12 protein-coding genes are annotated in these 18545 nt (G+C 42.2%); 1 reads left to right on the forward strand and 11 read right to left on the reverse strand.

Annotated features, from left to right (window positions below; genetic code table 11):
- The 6 genes from bgaA to miaA form a co-directional block, all read right to left on the reverse strand.
- Window positions 1–6900 (reverse strand): LPXTG-anchored adhesin/beta-galactosidase BgaA (gene bgaA / locus N8O80_RS09205; RefSeq protein WP_261028053.1); only part of this gene is annotated, 6900 nt, incomplete at its 3' end.
- 242 nt (window positions 6901–7142) lie between these two features.
- On the reverse strand, window positions 7143–7898 hold the full coding sequence (locus N8O80_RS09210; RefSeq protein WP_120718634.1) for an SDR family NAD(P)-dependent oxidoreductase: 756 nt from the start codon (window positions 7896–7898) through the stop codon (window positions 7143–7145).
- Window positions 7899–7918: 20 nt separating this feature from the next.
- Window positions 7919–8848, reverse strand: a complete 930-nt coding sequence (gene rnz / locus N8O80_RS09215) for a ribonuclease Z (protein ID WP_261028054.1) — start codon at window positions 8846–8848, stop codon at window positions 7919–7921.
- Window positions 8849–8862: 14 nt separating this feature from the next.
- Window positions 8863–9486: a cystathionine beta-lyase gene (locus N8O80_RS09220; protein WP_223336598.1), complete on the reverse strand. Its 624-nt coding sequence runs from the start codon at window positions 9484–9486 to the stop codon at window positions 8863–8865.
- Window positions 9479–10717 carry a GTPase HflX gene (hflX, locus tag N8O80_RS09225; RefSeq protein WP_261028056.1) on the reverse strand — a complete coding sequence of 413 codons (1239 nt, stop codon included), beginning with the start codon at window positions 10715–10717 and terminating at the stop codon, window positions 9479–9481. The genes N8O80_RS09220 and hflX overlap by 8 nt, the downstream gene beginning before the upstream one ends.
- On the reverse strand, window positions 10710–11594 hold the full coding sequence (gene miaA, locus N8O80_RS09230; protein WP_261028059.1) for a tRNA (adenosine(37)-N6)-dimethylallyltransferase MiaA: 885 nt from the start codon (window positions 11592–11594) through the stop codon (window positions 10710–10712). The genes hflX and miaA overlap by 8 nt, the downstream gene beginning before the upstream one ends.
- A gap of 120 nt (window positions 11595–11714) precedes the next feature.
- On the opposite strand from miaA, the gene N8O80_RS09235 reads away from it, so the two are divergent.
- Complete coding sequence (locus tag N8O80_RS09235) at window positions 11715–11885, forward strand: DUF3042 family protein (RefSeq protein ID WP_001051780.1); 171 nt, start codon at window positions 11715–11717, stop codon at window positions 11883–11885.
- 47 nt (window positions 11886–11932) lie between these two features.
- On the opposite strand, the gene N8O80_RS09240 is transcribed toward N8O80_RS09235, so the two are convergent.
- From N8O80_RS09240 to N8O80_RS09260, 5 genes are all read right to left on the reverse strand, one after another.
- Window positions 11933–12772 (reverse strand): thymidylate synthase, encoded by an 840-nt coding sequence (locus N8O80_RS09240; RefSeq protein WP_261028061.1) that lies wholly within the window; start codon window positions 12770–12772, stop codon window positions 11933–11935.
- 52 nt (window positions 12773–12824) lie between these two features.
- Window positions 12825–13259, reverse strand: a complete 435-nt coding sequence (locus N8O80_RS09245; RefSeq protein WP_261028063.1) for a GTP pyrophosphokinase — start codon at window positions 13257–13259, stop codon at window positions 12825–12827.
- Between the two features lie 81 nt (window positions 13260–13340).
- On the reverse strand, window positions 13341–14300 hold the full coding sequence (locus tag N8O80_RS09250; RefSeq protein ID WP_000078562.1) for an ROK family glucokinase: 960 nt from the start codon (window positions 14298–14300) through the stop codon (window positions 13341–13343).
- A 103-nt stretch (window positions 14301–14403) separates the two neighbouring features.
- A complete protein-coding gene (locus tag N8O80_RS09255; RefSeq protein WP_261028065.1) occupies window positions 14404–16521 on the reverse strand; it encodes an Ltp family lipoprotein in 2118 nt (705 codons plus the stop codon).
- Between the two features lie 407 nt (window positions 16522–16928).
- Window positions 16929–18545: Ltp family lipoprotein (locus N8O80_RS09260; protein ID WP_261028067.1), on the reverse strand; the 1617-nt coding region annotated here is incomplete at its 5' end.

An 18545-nucleotide genomic window follows, 5' to 3' on the forward strand; every position in this document is an offset into this window, starting at 1 on the left:
GAGGACACGGGTTTCACCTAGATACAACTTATCAGACTTACGCTCCTGAACCTTGAAGTCAATGGTTTCTTCTTCGATTACAAGTTCTGGTCTGTTGAGCACAAGATTTTTCACTTCGTCTTCTGGAAGAGAGGTGCCTGGTTTTGTTCCAACTTCCACGATACGATCTTGTGCAGCAACTTTATCGTAAGTTTCTTTAAGCTGACGTTTTCCATTTTCTACTTCAATCAAGCGAACACGGACACCTTGTTTTCCTTCTTGGAGGACACGGGTTTCACCTAGATACAACTTATCAGACTTACGCTCCTGAACCTTGAAGTCAATGGTTTCTTCTTCGACTACAAGCTCTGGGCGATTCAGAACAAGATTTTTCACTTCATCTTCTGGTAGAGAGGTGCCTGGGTTGGTTCCGACCAAGACGATGCGGTCTGTTGGTGCCTCTACCACTTCATGGAGTTTTTCTTCCTTACTTCCATCAGGATTAATGCTTGTAAAGATACGTTCCTTACCAAGTTTTCCTTCTTGTTCTACACGAGTTTCACCAAGAAACAGTGTTGAATCCTTTTTCTCAACTGTCTTGTAGGCCAAATCTTTTTCAACAAATTCGAGTTTTGGAAGTTCTTCTTGTACAGCAGCAACTGTTTTCTCAGAAACTGGTTTTTCCTTGATCAACTGGATACGGTATTCCTTAACTTGTTTTCCACTTTCTGAAACGAGGCGAACAAGTACTGGAAGGCTATCATCTCCACTATCAACAACTGTTGAAGCTACTTGATTGTTTTCTTCAACTGCGACTTTTGGCCGTTGACCTTTATAGGTAATTTGATAGTCTTGACGATTTTCAGCGAAATCAGCAAGTTCTTTTCCATCTACAAGAATCTTTGATTGAGTGCTTTCTTGAGGCAATTCGCTTGGTGCAAGGAAAGTCATCTCAATCATCGCAACACCGCTCTTATCTGCTTTACGCTCCATACGCCATCTCATGGCTTTGGCTTTGACAGCTTTAAATGTTACGTTTATTTCATCACCAGCTTCAATGTCTTTATCCGCACGATAAGGAACAGCTTCCCAATTTTCTGGGTTGTTGAATGGATGTCCTGATTCGTAAGCTTGGTAGTTTGAATAGTAGGTTGGCACTTCAAAGTCTGGACCGACATAGCGCTCTAAAACAAGTTTAGAAGGCGCATCCGTACCACTATCTGCAAAGAAGTGAAGTTTGGCTTGCGCAACAGTCCGCTCTACAATCTTACCATTTTCACGGAAGATCACACCTGCTGATACTTCTGGATTAGAAGATGGCGTTTTAGACCAGTTTGTCCAACGACGATTTTCAGAGTGATCTCTATCATTGATATAGTCTACACGGTCATGAGAACTGTCGTCAATATCATTAGTTGCTGAAGCAAAGGCCTGGTTACTGTTTTCATCATAGTTAGGGTTATCTGAAAGAGCCTCACCAAGTTTGTCTGTCACTCGTACAGTGAACTCAGCATTAAGATTGCTACCAAGGACACGACCTCGAACAGTAAATTGACCTGCTTTTGTCAGATTTTCTGCTGGAACTTCTTCCCATTCAACTGTCATGTCTTTTGCTTCGTAACCGTCTTTACCTGTGAAGTAAACTGGAACCTTAGTTGGCAATTCAAGTGGTTGGCCTAGTTGCAACAAGCGAGCTTGTTTAACTGCAGCAACTGGTTTACGAGAAAGTAAGTCTTTATTCTTAGTGAAGTGCAGACGGTATTCTCCTAAGATGTCGCCATTTTCAGCTTTCGCGATGACACGAACTGGCTCACCTTCACGAACGCTTGGAACGACGGTAGCGAGACCATTGTTGCTGACACTTGCTGTTACTGCGGGAACTTTTCCATCTACAGACTCAAGGTAGTAGTCTGTCAAATCAGGGTTGAAGTTTGCTAAGTCTTTGCCGTCAACTTGGATTCTTGTTTGTCCTTGTTTGGCTGCCGCAACTTGTTTCGCAAAGATTTGTACTTCTGTAATAGACGTTCCAAGTTTGTTGTCTGCTCTCACCATACGAATACGGACAGCATAGGTTTCAACTTTATCAAAGCTAAAGTGGTTCATTTCTCCAGCCTTGAGTTGAGCTGGAGCTTTGAGATTGCTTACCTCTTTCCAGTTTGCAGGATCGTTAAAGACATGTTCTTCATTACCTACAAAGCTAGGGTTTTTAGGAGCTGTTGGAACAGTCTTACCAACATAATACTCAATCACATAAGACTTCGGTGCACCAACTCCATGGTCTTCGTGGAATCCGACACTTAGATTATCAACTGAACGTTTGCTCAAGATACCTGAATCTCCAAACAGAACACCAACCGAAGCTTCTGGATTACTACGATTCCAGTTTGTCCAACGATTGGCTGGTCGGTCATTAAAGGAAATCAATTTATCGTTGACATTTGAAACAGGGTCGGTTGGATTTGAGTCTGAAGCAAAGGCAAGTGGCAATTCTGAACCGGTCCATTGGTCAGAAATGTTTGCACCTTGCTCAGTTTGAGCAGATACGCGAACATGAAGTTTAGTTGTTAATTGAGTACCTTCTAAGCGACCATTAACTGTAAAGACACCTTCCTTAGCGTATTGCTCTGGACGAATCGCATCCCATGCAACCTTAGCTGATGAAACGTGACCATTTGAATCATATGTACGAACGCTTTCTGGTAATTGCGGTGCTTCTGCGATTGGAGTTGTCACACTAACTTCTTCAACTGAAACGATACCTTCTACAGATACTTTAGCACGCGCTTCCAGGTCAATTCCTTCAACTTTACCTAACACTTCAAAGCTTTGATAGTGGTCTAGTTTTTCTTTCGGAATAGCTTGCCAAGTGACTTTGTGAGCTTTAGGGAAACCTTTGTCATACTCAACCGTTACTGTTGACGGAAGAGTAGGTTCTTGGTGTAAATCTGTCACTACATTTACAGGACGGATGGATTGCGCAATCTTCTTCTCAGTATTTGCTTGTATAGTGAGATTGATTTGACCTGTAGCACCCTCATATTCAGCTTTCAGAGTAAGTGCTCCTGGTTTATGCAACTCAAGCATTCCTTTTCGGACTGCAACTTCCCCTTCACCACTTGTAGAGAAGGCTACTTTATCAGCTGGTAATACAGCTTGCGTTCCATCTTGATAGTGAGCTCGAACCGACAATTTGACTGTTTGGTCTTCTTTGAGACCATCAGCTTGTTCCACTTGCAAGTTCAAATGGTCAATTTTTGGTGCTTCTTCTAGGAATTGAATTGCATAGGTTTGAAGTGGGCCACCATCTTTAGGCTGAACAAAGATGCTCGCACGCATGCCGTTTGCTGCGCTTGCTTGAAGAACTGTAACATCAGCATTTTCAGCACTTGCTGTGACTTCTGGCAATTGGGCACCATAAGCAAGAGTACGATATTGCATTGGTTGTTGACTAGTAAGGCCTGTTACTGCTTCACCTCCAACAGTAACAGTTGGCACTGCAGGTGCTGCAGCTTTTCCTTCTTCTACTACAAGGGTTGCATGAATAGTTTCTCCAGCTAACTGACCAGTCATTTGAATACGTGATCCAGCTACTGAAAGTTTGGCTTTATCTGCTTCCGCAATCTCCCAGCTATCTACTTCGTACTCTTGTACACTTCCATCTGTTACAAGTATTGACACATATTTATCTACAGTATTCAAGTCTACTCCTGGAGCAACACGTTTAACTGTTGGTAATTCTTTCGCAATTGCTAGAACCTCGACACGAGCCTCTACCTCACGTCCATTTGCTGTACCTTTAGCAGTCACAACTCCTGCTTGACTAACATCGACTTGAGACCAAGTTACTGGAAGTTTTTCACGACTACCATCGCTGTATACAAAACCTACTGTTTTCGGCATTTTTGGATCTTTACCGATTAATGTACGAACTCTTGCTACTTCTGTCCCCAAAACAGTCTTCTCTTGTCCTTCTTTTTTACCAGTAAAGACAGTTACTTGACTAGATTTCAAGAGATCTGAATGGGCTGTCAGTGTGAATTTACCTGCTTGTTCAGTTGATTTGACAATGGCAACACCTTTACCATTAAATGCTTTACGAATCCAAGAACCATCTGCTTGCGCCTTATAGCGTTCACGGCTGGCTTGTTCCCCGTTATCAACACCGACAAGTTGGCCTTGTCCGTGTAATTGGAAGCGAACCAGATTATTGGCAGTTGGTACTACATTCCCTTGGCTATCAACGATTTCGTAGTAGATGTATGTCAAGTCTTTTCCATCTGCTGCGATTGCATGATCTTCTTTGATAAGACGAACAGCCGCTGGCTTACCAGCAGTCGTAATCTTATCTCGAGCAATTTCCTTGCCAGATTCATCACGAGCAATTGCTTCCAAGGTACCTGGTTGATAAGCAACTTTCCATTCAAGATAAAGTTCATTAGCATTAGCACCTTCTTGGTAAGTTCGTCCATCGCTAGTTTGTTTTTTGTTGAAAGTCTTAAGACCAAGAGATTTTCCATTCAAGAACAATTCTACACTTGCAGCATTAGAATAAGCACGTACAGGGATTTTATTTTCCGCGTCTGCTACATTATCTATCAACTCTTTGTTTTCCCAGTTCCAGTGAGGAAGAAGGTGAACCATTGGTTTTTTCTTTGCAGAAACCCATTGACTTTGGTAAAGATAAAAGTCGTTTTTTGGAATACCTGCAGTATCTACGATACCAAAATAAGAGCTTTTAACCGGCGTGTTGTTTTGGTTGTGCCATGGAGTTGGTTCACCGATATAGTCCGTACCTGTCCAAATGAATTGACCAGCATAGCCAGCATTGTCACGGTCAAATGTCCATGAAGCAGTTGCCGTTTTACCCCAACCAACACGGTCATTACCATAATCGGACTGTTCATAGTTACGCCATGACTGATTACTTTGTACCCACTCACGCTCTGGGTGGAAGTAACTTCCTCTTGTACGCGTTGCTGAAGATGTTTCTGACCCATAAATCAACCATTTTGGATGCTTAGCTCTAAGGGCTTTGTAATTATCTTCAGAGTAGTTGAATCCAACAGCATCGAGTTCATCAGCAATTTTTTCATGCCCACCGCTACCATTACCGAAACGGAACTTATCTGCTCCCATGGTAACATAACGAGTTTTATCAACATCCTTGATAACTTTGACTAGACGTTTAACAGTCGCTAGAGAATGAGGATCCCCATTTGCTTCACCGATTTCATTTCCGATTGACCACATAAAAACAGCGGGATTATTTTTGTCTCTCTCTACCATAGTACGTAGATCGTAGTCAGACCATTTTTCACCTTTTTTAGCCTCAGGATGGGTAGCATCTTTTTCAAAGAAACGTCCATAGTCATAAGGTTTCTTTCCGCCATACCAAGTATCAAAGGCCTCTTCTTGAACAAGTAAGCCAAGTTCAGCTGCAATCTGTAAAGTCTGAGGACTTGCTGGGTTGTGAGTCGTACGAATCGAATTCACCCCCATTTCCTTCATCTGTTTCAGTCTACGGTACTCAGCCTTGTAGTTTTCTTCTGCTCCAAGCGCTCCGTGGTCATGGTGCAAGGAAACTCCATGGAATTTAATGCGTTCACCATTCAAAGAGAAGCCCTCATTTGGAGTCCAGTTATAATATCGGTAACCAAACAGATCTTTCTTAGCATCAACTAATTGACCGTCCCGGTAAACACGTGTAACTAATTCATACAAGGCCGGTTTGTCATTTAAAACGGTCCAGAGTTTTGGTCTTTCAACTTCTAAAATCGCATCAAGACTAGTTACTTCATGTGCTTTCAAGGTACGGCTCTCTGTACGTACTAGACCTGTCACAGCCTGACCACCACGTTCAACGATTTGATATTCTGCTACAAGTTGATGGTCTTTGTCGTCCGTATTGACAATTTTGCTAGTCACATGAGTTTCAACCTTGCCGTGTTGCTGTTGTTCTAGTTTTGGCGTTAAGATGGTTGTCCCATTTTTCTCAACATGAACTTTATCTGTCACTTGTAAAGTCACATCACGGTAAATACCGCTACCTGAATACCAACGGCTACTTGGTTGTTTGTTGACTGCATGAACAGCAATTACATTCTCACGTCCATCTTTGTTCAAATAGTTAGTGATATCATATGAAAATTGGTTATAACCATTTGGATAATGACCCACTAACTGACCATTGACATAAACTTGAGAATCCATGTAGACGCCATCAAAAGTAAGGCGAACATTTTTCTTGAGGTCTTTTTCATCTAGTTTGAAAGTCTTGCGATACCAAGCTTCTCCACCGTTAAGCTGTCCACCTTCATTTTGTGCAGGAGATTCATGATCGAAATCATTAAAGATACTCCAGTCATGCGGTAAATCTAATTTTTTCCACGTAGATACATCTGCATCCGGTTTAATGGCTTCTTTAGAATTCGCATTGAGTTTAAAGTGCCAATTTTGGTTAAAATTCACTTTTCTGTCTTCAATCATTTGGTTGACTTCTTCATTGGTCACAGCTTTAACATCTTCCTTGAGCGGTTTTTCTTGACTTGAAGCTTGTGATTCTATCTTTGGAGCTTTTTCTTCAGATTTTGAAGACGCTTTTTCCTCTTTTGGAGTTACTGCTTCATCTTCTTTCTTCTCAGATGAAATAGATTCAGTGGCACTAGGTTGTTTTTGTGCTGTACTTTCGACAACATTTTTAGTTTCCAAAGCTTGATCAACCTTTTCTTCTACTATAGGATTTTCCTCTTTAGGTTTCTCAGCAGTATGAGTAATAGGTGTTTCATCCGCATTAACTACAGATTCTCCAGCTATATTTCCTGCGAATAGAACTGCACAAGTTCCAATCATTACTGAGCAAGCTCCTACAGCAAATTTACGAATGCTATAGACTCTTTTACGGTTCCAATGGCTTTTTTCCATAAAATCCTCCTTTTGGTAATCGCTTTCATTTTTATGTAAGCGCATACTTTAAATAGTCTTTTACCCTTATTTTATTAAATAATATAGGAATTTTCAATACTTTAGCATATGAAATAATATTTTTGATAGTTTTTTCTAAAATTTGTAGAAGAATTAAAAAACTGAATGTAGTTTAAAAGAAAAAACACTTATTAACCTTTAAATTAAAAGAAGTAAAAAAGTCCCTTTAAAAGGAACTTCTTCTATTTATAATTAAAAGTATCCCCTGCCAGCTTATCAGCTAGCTTTGGAAAAAGGGTATAAAACTTATGGGCTAGGTTCAACAATATCGGTAGATTGAGTTCTCGTTTGTTTTTTCCTATAATCTTGACAATCTTTTTAGCCACTGCATCTGGTTCTAGCAGGAAGCGGTCAACCGACTTGAGATAGGTTCCATCTGGATCGGCCTGGTCAAAAAATCCTGTGCGGATTGGTCCTGGATTGACCGTCGTTACATAAACACTGTAGGACATGAGTTCGAGGCGCAGAGCATTTGAAAAACCAATGGCCGCAAACTTGGTCGCTGAGTAGAGACTAGACTTGCCAGTAGCGATCAAACCTGCCATGCTAACAATATTGATGATATGGCCTTTTCGACTTTCCTTCATTCTTGCCGCAATGCGACGAGACAGATTCATTAGGGCAAAGGCATTGACCTCGAACATCTGATGAATATCTTGGTCGGAAATCTGGTCAAATTCCTCAAAGATCCCGTAACCAGCGTTGTTTATCAAAACATCAATCTTGCCATAGCGGAGATAGAGATCTGCTAGCAGAGTTTCTAAGGCTGAATCATCGGTAATATCGATTTCAATCCATTCTGCATGGGGATGATTTCCGTAGAGTTGGGCTAATTTTTCCTTATTTCTACCAAGCAAGATGAGTTGGTCATTTGGCAAGAGTTTGACCATTTCTTGGGCTAGGCCACCGCTAGCTCCGGTAATGAGAATAGTAGGCATACTTATCCTTTCCCAATCTTTTAGATTTCCACTTCTTCTAAGTCTTTGACCACATGGACATTTTCAAAAACACTAGCCGCATCTTTTTTGAGCTTGCTGATATCTTTTGAGAGGAAACGAGCACTGATATGGTTGAGCAGGAGGCGTTTGGCACCTGCTTCTAGTGCCACCTGCGCTGCCTGCATATTGGTTGAGTGGCCGTGATTGCGAGCAATTGTTTCATCGCCCTTGCCATAAGTGGACTCATGAACTAGGACATCAGCATTGACAGCCAGACGCACACTGGCATTGGTTTTGCGGGTATCACCCAGAATGGTGATAATCTTACCTGGACGTGGAGCTGAGATATAGTCTGCTGCCTTGATTTCAGTTCCATCTTCTAAAACAACGTCCTGACCGTTTTTGATTTTTCCAAAAAGTGGGCCAAATGGGACGCCAGCAGCCTTAAGCTTTTCAGCATCCAAGGTACCTTCTAGGTCCTTTTGCATGACACGATAGCCAACGCAGAAAATTGTGTGGTCCAGCTCCTCTGCATACACCGTGAATTTATCGGTCTCAAGGATTTTTCCTAGAGAATCTTGGTCAAACTCATGAAAGTGAATACGGTAAGGCAGGCGCGAACCTGACACACGAAGGCTGGTTAAGACAAAGGACTTGATTCCTTGCGGTCCATAGATTTCCAAATCTGTCTGCTCTTCATTGGCCTGAAAAGCACGGCTAGAAAGGAAACCTGGTAAGCCAAAGATATGATCTCCATGTAGGTGAGTAATAAAGATTTTGCTGACCTTACGGGGTCGAATTGTGGTTTCCAGAATGCGATTTTGCGTACCTTCTCCACAGTCAAAGAGCCAGACTTCGTTAATCTCGTCCAAAAGTTTCAGGGCGAGACTGGAGACATTGCGGGCTTTAGAGGGCTGGCCAGCCCCCGTTCCTAAAAATTGAATATCCATTCGATACTTTCTAATTAATCAATATATAACATGGCTGTGCGATTTTCCGATCGGAAATAGCGCTTGCCAGAAAAAGAAGCAGCTTCTTGCAGTAAATCCTCTTGACTATAGCCTTTAAGACGCTTGCGACCATCTGCTAAGATTTCTAAATCAGTCAAAGCTGTGATATTTTCCACGCTAACAACTTCCTCGTCCCCGACAGCCTTCATATAAATCTTACCAGACTCCTCAAAGACTAGCTGATGGGGAAAAATTTGCGCAATCTCAAAGAGCAAGTCTTCTGAAATAACCTCTTCATTTTCAGAGAAAATCCGCCCCAGACCCTCACTCTCAAAACAAAAACCAAATGATTTGCCAGATAGGTTCAGACGAATAAAGGGCTTGTTTTCTAGGGTGAAACTTGGCTCATCATTGTAGAGATTCAGTTCCTGACTGAGTTCCCCAAAATAATCCGTCGCAGCCTCAGGACTCTTTTTCTGGTAGAGTTCTGCAAAGTAAGCATTGACTACACTCGGCGGAGGAGTAATCAGTGCCAACTGCTCCTGCTCTGTTTTACCAGCTAGAAGCTGATCCAGATAGACCTTATCCAGACTTGTATAGCCCCCATATTTTAGAGCTAAGGTTTTGATATCAGTCATAAAATTCTTCTAACCTCCATTTATTTTTCTCAGAAATGTAGCCTCTAATCACTTCGCCGTCCTCCTGATAATCGCGTTCTTCCAAAATCGCAACACTTTCTAAATCATGAATCTTGTAAGACTTAGAAAAAGGCACGCGCAGGGTAAAGGACTCAAAAATATCCTTGATTTTCTCTAAAAACAAAGCCTGCAAATTCTCTCGACTATCCTCAGACTTGGCAGAAATGAGCGCATAGGGCGTTTGGGTCGGCGTAAAATCCTCCACCAAATCCGCTTTATTATAAAGGGTCAGGCGAGGAATATCTTCCATGTCCAGGTCTTTCATGATGGACAGGACTGTTTTTTCATGCTCCTCATGGTAAGGATTGCTGGCATCGATAACATGAACCAGAAGGTCCACATGCTTGCTTTCTTCCAAGGTTGACTTAAAACTGGACACCAACTCTGTCGGCAAATCTTGGATAAAGCCAACTGTATCTGTTAAAGTTACTTGGAGATTTCCCCCCAGATGGATACTCTTAGTCGTCGCATCTAGAGTCGCAAATAGCTCGTCAGCCTCATACTGGTTCTTACTGGTCAAGGTGTTCATGATAGTTGACTTCCCAGCATTGGTATAACCAATCAAACCAATCTTAAAGGTGCTTGACTCCAGACGTTTTTCTCTGACAGTCGCCCGATTTTTCTCAACGTTCTTGAGCTGACGCTCAATATCCGTGATTTGATTGCGAACACTACGACGGTTCAGTTCGAGCTGACTTTCACCAGGACCACGGGAACCAATTCCCCCAGCCTGACGGCTGAGCATAATTCCCTGACCAACCAAGCGAGGCAAGAGATATTTGAGCTGGGCTAGGTGGACTTGGAGCTTCCCTTCATGGCTTCGAGCTCGCATGGCAAAGATATCCAAAATCAACTGCATACGGTCAATGACCTTAACACCCAGAACTTCCTCTAGATTGACATTTTGCCGTGGAGTTAAACGATTGTTGACGATGACAGTGGTAATTTCTTCTGCATCCACCATGAGCGCAATTTCTTCCAACTTACCAGAGCCGACGAAGGTCTTGGAATCATATTTTTCACGTTTTTGTCTGTAGCTATCTACAACGACTGCCCCTGCCGTTTTCGCTAAACTAGCCAATTCTTCCATGGAGAGGTCAAAATTGTCCATGCCCTGCAATTCCACACCAATGAGCAGAACCCGCTCCTCTTTTTTCTCCGTTTCAATCATCTAAAAACTCCTCTATCTGGCTAAAAATGCGGTCTTGCACACCAGTTTCTCCAATCTGATAAAAGGTGACCTGCATGCGATTACGGAACCAGGTCAACTGACGCTTGGCAAAACGACGAGTCGCCTGTTTGAGACTCTCACTGGCTTCCTCCAAGGTCTGCTCTCCACGGAAGTAAGGAAAGAGTTCCTTATATCCAATTCCTTTAGCAGCCTGCACATCAGGGTAATGGTCAAAAAGCCACTTGGCCTCATCCAAAAGCCCAGCCTCAAACATCAAGTCCACGCGGTGATTGATACGTTCATATAATTGACTTCGTTCATCATCCAAGCAGATAATCAATGGTTCATACAAGGTCTCTTGATTTTCCAAATCCTGACCAAAATGGGCGATTTCCAAGGCACGCATAGCACGACGACGATTAAACTGGGGAATTTCAAGACCTGCTTGCGCCACAAGATGAGCTAATTCCTCATCTGTATAAGGCTCCAAACTAGCCCGATAGGCCAAAATCTCTTCATGGGGAGTCTCTCCACCGAGATGATATCCTTCTAGTAGACTCTGTATGTAAAGTCCTGTTCCACCAGCGATAATGGCTAGCTTGCCACGGCTGTGAATATCCTCAATAGCCATCTTAGCTTCTGAAACAAAATCAAAAGCCGAGTAAGACTCGGTTACCTCTCTAACATCGATTAAATGATGAGGAACAGCTGCCTGCTCTTCTTGACTAGCCTTGGCCGTCCCAATATCAAGTCCTCGATAGACTTGTTGGCTATCTCCACTAACCACTTCGCCATTAAAACGCTTGGCCACTTCAATCGCAAGAGCTGTTTTTCCAACAGCAGTCGGTCCAACAATCACAATTATTTTTGTTTTCATCTTTTTTCCTTGAAAAATTCCCATTTTTTCGTTACTATTATTATAACACAAAAAGGTCAGTCAGAAAAATGTGACCTCTTGAAGGGGCTGGCTGATTGAGAATTTAAAGGAGGAAGACTCATGGCTAAAGGATTCGCTAAAGGTCTTGTAACAGGTGTCGCAGGAACTGTCGCTGCAGTTGCAGGTGCAGTATACGCATTTAAAAAGAAAGTGATTGAACCAGAAGAGCAAAAAGCAGCTTTCATCGAAGAAAACCGTAAAAAAGCAGCTCGTCGTCGCGTATCACGTTAAGAAACAAAAGAAGTTGGGATTATTCTCAACTTCTTTTTTCTATTCTTTTAAATAGCTAGATCAAACTTCAACTGCGGCTTGACTGGGTCATAATCTACCAACTCAAAGTCTTCCGCTTTGATATCAAAGAAACTAGTCCCATCAGGAACATTTAAAACCAAACGTGGTTGGCAGTTTGACGGCTCACGACGAAGCAATTCCTGAGCTTGTTCAAATTGATTGTCATAGATATGGAGGTTGTTGATAAAATAGAAGAACTTCCCAACCTTCCAGCCGAAATGCTTGGCAATCATCATTTGAAGAGCTACGTACTGCATAGCATTGATGTGGTGGGCTACTAGCATATCATTAGAACGCTGGGTCAAGGTCGCATCCAGATAGATTTCTCCATCTACACGGCGGACATCAAACATAGTCTGAAAGGCGCACGGGAGCAGCCCTTCTGTTTCTTCGAAAGCTTGGTAGTCCCAGAGCGAAATGATATTGCGGCGGTTCCAAGGATTGGCTTCCAACTGTTTAAGAAGTTTATTGATAATGTCGTGTTTCTTAACGACCGCCCCGTAACGTTCACCAATGGTTCCCGTATCTCCCACTTCCCAGTCATTCCAGTAGTGAACATTGTACTTGTCATTAAGCACGTCTAGGCTATTTGACTGGTCTTGGTAGATCCAGAGCACTTCCTTGATGGCGGATTTGATGGCAATAGGACGCAAAGTTGTGATGGGAAATTCTCCTTTAGATAAGTCGTACTCAGAAAAAGCACCCGTTACATATTTAGAGTTGGCAACTGTCCCATCCTTGTACTTAGGACGGGCCTGCTCTGAGAAAACACCTTCCTTTAGAATGCGTTCAATATTCTCTTTAAAAATCGTATCTGCTTTTGTCATTCTCTCTCACCTCATTTATTGTCCTAACTAGTATAGCATAAAAAAAGCTTTTCTACATGCTCAGATAATCAATAGCTTTCTTGTATTTTTCGAATCGTTCCAGATCCTTTTCAGTAATTGTAGCTAGTCTAGATAAATCTGAATTATGTTTCAAATCTACTAATTTGACACAACGTGCTAGAGGATTCGATTTAACAAGTTCCAAATATTGTTGATAATCTTGTCCCTTTTTCTTGGTCAGTACCTGCACTGCAGTAACAACAGTCTCTGGTAAACCAGCCAATATTAGTTCTTCTGCTGTATAAGGGCTATCTTCAAGAACATCGTGCAATAGAGCGACTGCCTTTTCTTCTTGCGTATCGACCAGACTTGCTACAAAAAGAGGGTGTTTGATATAAACTACTCCAGCCTTATCATATTGTCCCTCATGTGCTTTTTTTGCGATGGACAAAGCCAATTCAAACATGGATTGTTCTGACTCATTCATTTAAAATCTCCTTTCTAAAATCAAAAAGTTAATGATCTTGAAAAAGAGCCTGATGAATCACCAAGCTCTGTCATTTCTATCTTATTGTAAAACAAGTGATGCTGCTCCGATAACTCCAGCGTCATTTCCTAGAGTTGCAAGAGCTAGTTTAGTTGTTGTGCGTACTTGTGGGAAGGTATTTTCGTCGTAAACCTTTTGAACACCTTGTAGAAGGAATTCTCCTGCAGCTGACACACCGCCACCGATAACGATTGTTGATGGGTTTAGGATTGAACCAATGTTGGCACAAGCGATTCCCAAGTAACGTGAGAAGTTACGATAAACGATCAAAGCAAGGTCGTCTCCTTCTTTTGCAAGGTCAAAGACAGTCTTAGCAGTTACTTCTTCTCCGTTATCAATCAAGCGTTTCAAGGCTGCATCGCCTTCGTATTCATCGGCATAGCGACGAGTCAAGTTGACAATCCCTGTTGCAGAAGCGACTGTCTCAAGACAGCCTTTCTTACCACAGGTACATGCGATTGGTTGGTCAAAGTCAACAGTGATGTGGCCAAGCTCACCTGCTGCACCAGCAACACCGTGAAGCAATTTGCCTTCTGCAACGATACCGCCACCAACACCAGTACCGAGTGTCATAAAGACAACGTCTGGTTGGTTATCTCCAGCACCCATCCAGCGCTCACCAAGAGCAGCTACGTTGGCATCATTATCGATGAAGAAAGGAATGCCCAAGGCTTTTTCAATCTTTTCTTTGATTGGTTGAAGGGTTTTCCAGTTGAGGTTGTAGGCACCAATAACAGTTCCTTTTTCACGGTCAACCACACCAGGTGATCCCATTCCAATACCTTGGAAGTCTGCTGCTGTCAATCCAAGCAAGTCCAAACGATGTTGAATAGACTCAATCATATCATCTACGATATGACTTCCCTCATCCAAAATGTTGGTCTTGATAGACCATTTTTCTTGGATTTCTCCTGCTGTTGTCAAGATTGCAAATTTGATAGAAGTTCCACCAAGGTCAATCCCAATAATCTTTTGACTCATCGTCTTCTCCTTTTTAATTGAAAATGCTTACAGATATAGTATAACAAAATCGTTAGATTTGTGCAAAGCTTTGCATGAAAAAGTTACATCTAATAATTAATAACTATTTATCCCCTAGTTTTTGAATGGCATAGTTTGCTTCTTCTTTTGTAAATTTTCCAAACCAAGAAGAAGTTAGCCTGTCATAAATTTCAGTTTTTGAGATATTACTATATTTTCGGTATTCTCTTGCTTTAGCTAAGGCATTTGCTTTGTAATCTGCATTCAAGTGATCGATGGCATACTGCACTGCTGAACTTGAAAAACCATGCCACGTTAATTGCTCATAGAGAGCTTTTTTTGACATATTTGCCCACGAATTATAACTCTTTGCCTTTTCTAAAGCAGCATTGTACTGGTTCCCATCTGCTGGTTTTGGTTGCCGCACACCATCGTATCCTACATAGTAACGGCCACCATCTACCCATTTATCCCTTACCATATAACCTTTAGAATCGACATAGTAACGACCGCCATCTACCCATTCATTCTTGGCCATCTTTCCATCCGATTTATAATAATAAGCTCCTACCCATTTATTGCGAACATGGCTGCCTTCTGATGGTAGATTAAGTTTTTGAATGGCATAGTTTGCTTCTTCTTTTGTAAATTTTCCAAACCAAGAAGAAGTTAGCCTGTCATAAATTTCAGTTTTTGAGATATTACTATATTTTCGGTATTCTCTTGCTTTAGCTAAGGCATTTGCTTTGTAATCTGCATTCAAGTGATCGATGGCATACTGCACTGCTGAACTTGAAAAACCATGCCACGTTAATTGCTCATAGAGAGCTTTTTTTGACATATTTGCCCACGAATTATAACTCTTTGCCTTTTCTAAAGCAGCATTGTACTGGTTCCCATCTGCTGGTTTTGGTTGCCGCACACCATCGTATCCTACATAGTAACGGCCACCATCTACCCATTTATCCCTTACCATATAACCTTTAGAATCGACATAGTAACGACCGCCATCTACCCATTCATTCTTGGCCATCTTCCCATCTGATTTGAGATAAGAATTTCCTATCCATTTATTGCGAGCAGAGCTTCCTTCTGCTGTTAGATAATAATATGAACCATGCTTTTTATCATAAATCCAGTCACTTTTAACCTTTTTTCCATCAGAATCAACATAATAACGACCACCATCTACCCATTCATTTTTAGCTCTCTTCCCATCTGATTTGAGGTAGTAATTTCCTACCCAGCCAGTCTGAACTTTAGATTTTGATTTATCCTGTTTAGGAGTTGTTTCTTTAGGTTTCGGTGCTGGCTTCGGCGAGGGTTTTGGTGCCGGCTTCGGCGAGGGTTTTGGTGCCGGCTTCGGCGCAGGTTTTGGTGCCGGCTTCGGCGAGGGTTTTGGTGCTGGCTTCGGCGAGGGTTTTGGTGCTGGCTTCGGCACAGGTTTTGATGCTGGCTTCGGCGCAAGTTTTGGTGCCGGCTTCGGCGCAGGTTTTGGTGCTGGCTTCGGCGAAGGTTTTGGTGCTGGCTTCAGCGCAGGTTTTGGTGCTGGCTTCGGCGCGGGTTTTGGTGCCGGCTTCGGCGCAGGTTTTGGTGCTGGCTTCGGCGCAGGTTTTGGTGCGGGTTTTGGTGCTGGCTTCGGCGCGGGTTTCGGTGCCGGCTTCAGCGCAGGTTTTGGTGCCGGCTTCGGCGCGGGTTTTGGTGCCGGTTTCGGCGCGGGTTTTGGTGCTGGCTTCGGCGCAGGTTTTGGTGCTGGCTTCGGCGCTGGTTTCGGTGCCGGCTTCAGCGCAGGTTTTGGTGCCGGCTTCGGCGCAGGTTTTGGTGCTGGCTTCGGCGCAGGTTTTGGTGCTGGCTTCGGCGCAGGTTTTGATGCTGGCTTCGGCGCAAGTTTTGGTGCCGGCTTCGGCGCAGGTTTTGATGCTGGCTTCGGCGCAGGTTTTGATGCTGGCTTCGGCGCAGGTTTTGGTGCTGGCTTCGGCGCAGGTTTTGGTGCCGGCTTCGGCACGGGTTTTGATGCTGGCTTCGGCGCAGGTTTTGGTGCCGGCTTCGGCGCGGGTTTTGTATTCTCTTTTACAATCTTACCATTTTTAGACTCAGCCTTTTCTTGAGCAGATACTTTCTGAGATGAGAAAGGCAACATCCCCATTGTATCTGAAAGAGAAACAAGTGCAAAAGTAGTTGCTGCTAAACTTGTAACCAAAATTTTTTTTGATCTTCTCATAAAAATCTCCTTTTCTTATGATTTACACTTATAGTATACCATATCCTTAATCTTTTTTACATTAAAATAATAACTATACAAGCACTTATCTGAAGCTGAGTGAGTAGAAATTGAAACTTATTTAAACGTAGGACTCAAACCGGCTGAGATTTTTGGGGAAACCAACGGGACACAGCATAGATGCCTTTGTTCACACCTATAAACTCCAACCCCTTTTTGAAATTGGAAAATCCATTCTGTTCTGGGTGGAAAGACAATCGGAGAACCTTCTATTTTGAACTTGGCTATAGTCCGCAAAAAAGCTGTTTGAGTTCACTCAAACAGCTTGAAAAATACTCTCTTAATCAGAGGAACAACTTTGTTGTACTTGACTTGTCAATTGGTGTTAAAATAGTTATTCTAAATAATTAGTCACCTAGATGTTGAATTGCATAGTTTGCTTCTTCTTTGGTAAATTTTTTAAAAGTTAGCCTCTCATAAATTTCTGTCTTTGATAAATGGGCATTCTTTCGGTATTCTCTTGCTGTAGCTAAGGCATTCGCCTTATAGTCTGCTTGCAAATGATTGATAGCATATTGTGCAGCGTCACTATTAAAACCTTCAAAAATTAACATCTCATAAATTCTTTTTTTTGACAAATAAATCCTATTATAACCTTGTGCTTGCCTTAAAGCCGCGTTATATTGATTTCCATCTGCTGGTTTTGGTTGCCACACACCGTCGTATCCTACATAATAACGACCACCATCTACCCATTTATTCTTCAACATATAACCATCAGAATCGACATAGTAACGACCACCATCTACCCATTCATTCTTGGCCATCTTTCCATCTGATTTGAGATAATATCTACCTACCCATTTGTTGCGAGCGTAGCTTCCTTCTGCTGTTAGATAATAATAGGAACCATAGTTTTTATCATAAATCCAGTCACTTTTAACCATCTTTCCATCAGAATCAACATAATAACGACCACCATCTACCCACTCATTTTTGGCCATCTTACCGTTTGAGTTTAGATAGTAATTACCGACCCATTTGTTACGTGCGTAGCTGCCTTCTCCTGTTAGATAATAATATGAACCGTAGTTTTTGTCATAAATCCATTCATTCTTGGCCATCTTGCCATCAGATTTGAGGTAGTAATTTCCTACCCAAGTGTTACGAGCAGAACTTCCTTCTGATGTTAGATAAAAATATGAATTCGATTTCGTATCATAAATCCATTCATTTTTAGCTCTCTTCCCGTCTGATTTTAGATAGTAATTACCTGCCCAGGTGTTACGAGCATAGCTACCTTCTGCTGTTAAATAATAATGTGCAGAATATTTCTTATCATAAATCCATTCATTCTTGGCCATCTTTCCATCTGATTTGAGGTAGTAATTTCCTACCCAAGTGTTACGAGCAGAACTTCCTTCTGATGTTAGATAATAATATGAACTCGATTTCTTATCATAAATCCATTCGTTCTTAGCTCTCTTACCATCTGATTTGAGGTAGTAATTTCCTACCCAAGTGTTACGAGCAGAACTTCCTTCTGATGTTAGATAAAAATATGAACTCGATTTCTTATCATAAATCCATTCATTCTTAGCTCTCTTACCATCAGATTTGAGATAGTAATTACCGACCCAGGCATTTTGGACATAATTTCCCGATGCATTTAGATAGAAATAAGAATTAGCTTTTTTATCAAAAATCCACTTATTAGTAACTTTAGCACCATTTTCATAGTACGAAGACCCTACCCAGCCAGACTGAGCTTTAGATTGTGATTTATCCTGTTTAGGAGTTGTTTCTTTAGTTTTTTCAGTCGGTTTTGGTGCGGGCTTCGGCGCAGGTTTTGGCGCAGGTTTTGGTGCGGGTTTTGGTGCCGGCTTCGGCGCGGGTTTCTGTGCGGGCTTCGGCGCAGGTTTTGGTGCTGGCTTCGGCGCAGGTTTTGATGCTGGCTTCGGCGCAGGTTTTGATGCTGGCTTCGGCGCAGGTTTTGGTGCTGGCTTCGGCGCAGGTTTTGGTGC

Source organism: Streptococcus mitis (assembly GCF_946190155.1).
GTDB lineage: Bacteria > Bacillota > Bacilli > Lactobacillales > Streptococcaceae > Streptococcus > Streptococcus mitis_CL.

Coding starts and splice junctions, on each gene's coding strand:
- N8O80_RS09210 (WP_120718634.1), bottom strand. CDS start 7,898: ATGCCTACTATTCTCATTACCGGAGCTAGCGGTGGCCTAGCCCAAGAA.
- rnz (WP_261028054.1), bottom strand. CDS start 8,848: ATGGATATTCAATTTTTAGGAACGGGGGCTGGCCAGCCCTCTAAAGCC.
- N8O80_RS09220 (WP_223336598.1), bottom strand. CDS start 9,486: ATGACTGATATCAAAACCTTAGCTCTAAAATATGGGGGCTATACAAGT.
- hflX (WP_261028056.1), bottom strand. CDS start 10,717: ATGATTGAAACGGAGAAAAAAGAGGAGCGGGTTCTGCTCATTGGTGTG.
- miaA (WP_261028059.1), bottom strand. CDS start 11,594: ATGAAAACAAAAATAATTGTGATTGTTGGACCGACTGCTGTTGGAAAA.
- N8O80_RS09235 (WP_001051780.1), top strand. CDS start 11,715: ATGGCTAAAGGATTCGCTAAAGGTCTTGTAACAGGTGTCGCAGGAACT.
- N8O80_RS09240 (WP_261028061.1), bottom strand. CDS start 12,772: ATGACAAAAGCAGATACGATTTTTAAAGAGAATATTGAACGCATTCTA.
- N8O80_RS09245 (WP_261028063.1), bottom strand. CDS start 13,259: ATGAATGAGTCAGAACAATCCATGTTTGAATTGGCTTTGTCCATCGCA.
- N8O80_RS09250 (WP_000078562.1), bottom strand. CDS start 14,300: ATGAGTCAAAAGATTATTGGGATTGACCTTGGTGGAACTTCTATCAAA.
- N8O80_RS09255 (WP_261028065.1), bottom strand. CDS start 16,521: ATGAGAAGATCAAAAAAAATTTTGGTTACAAGTTTAGCAGCAACTACT.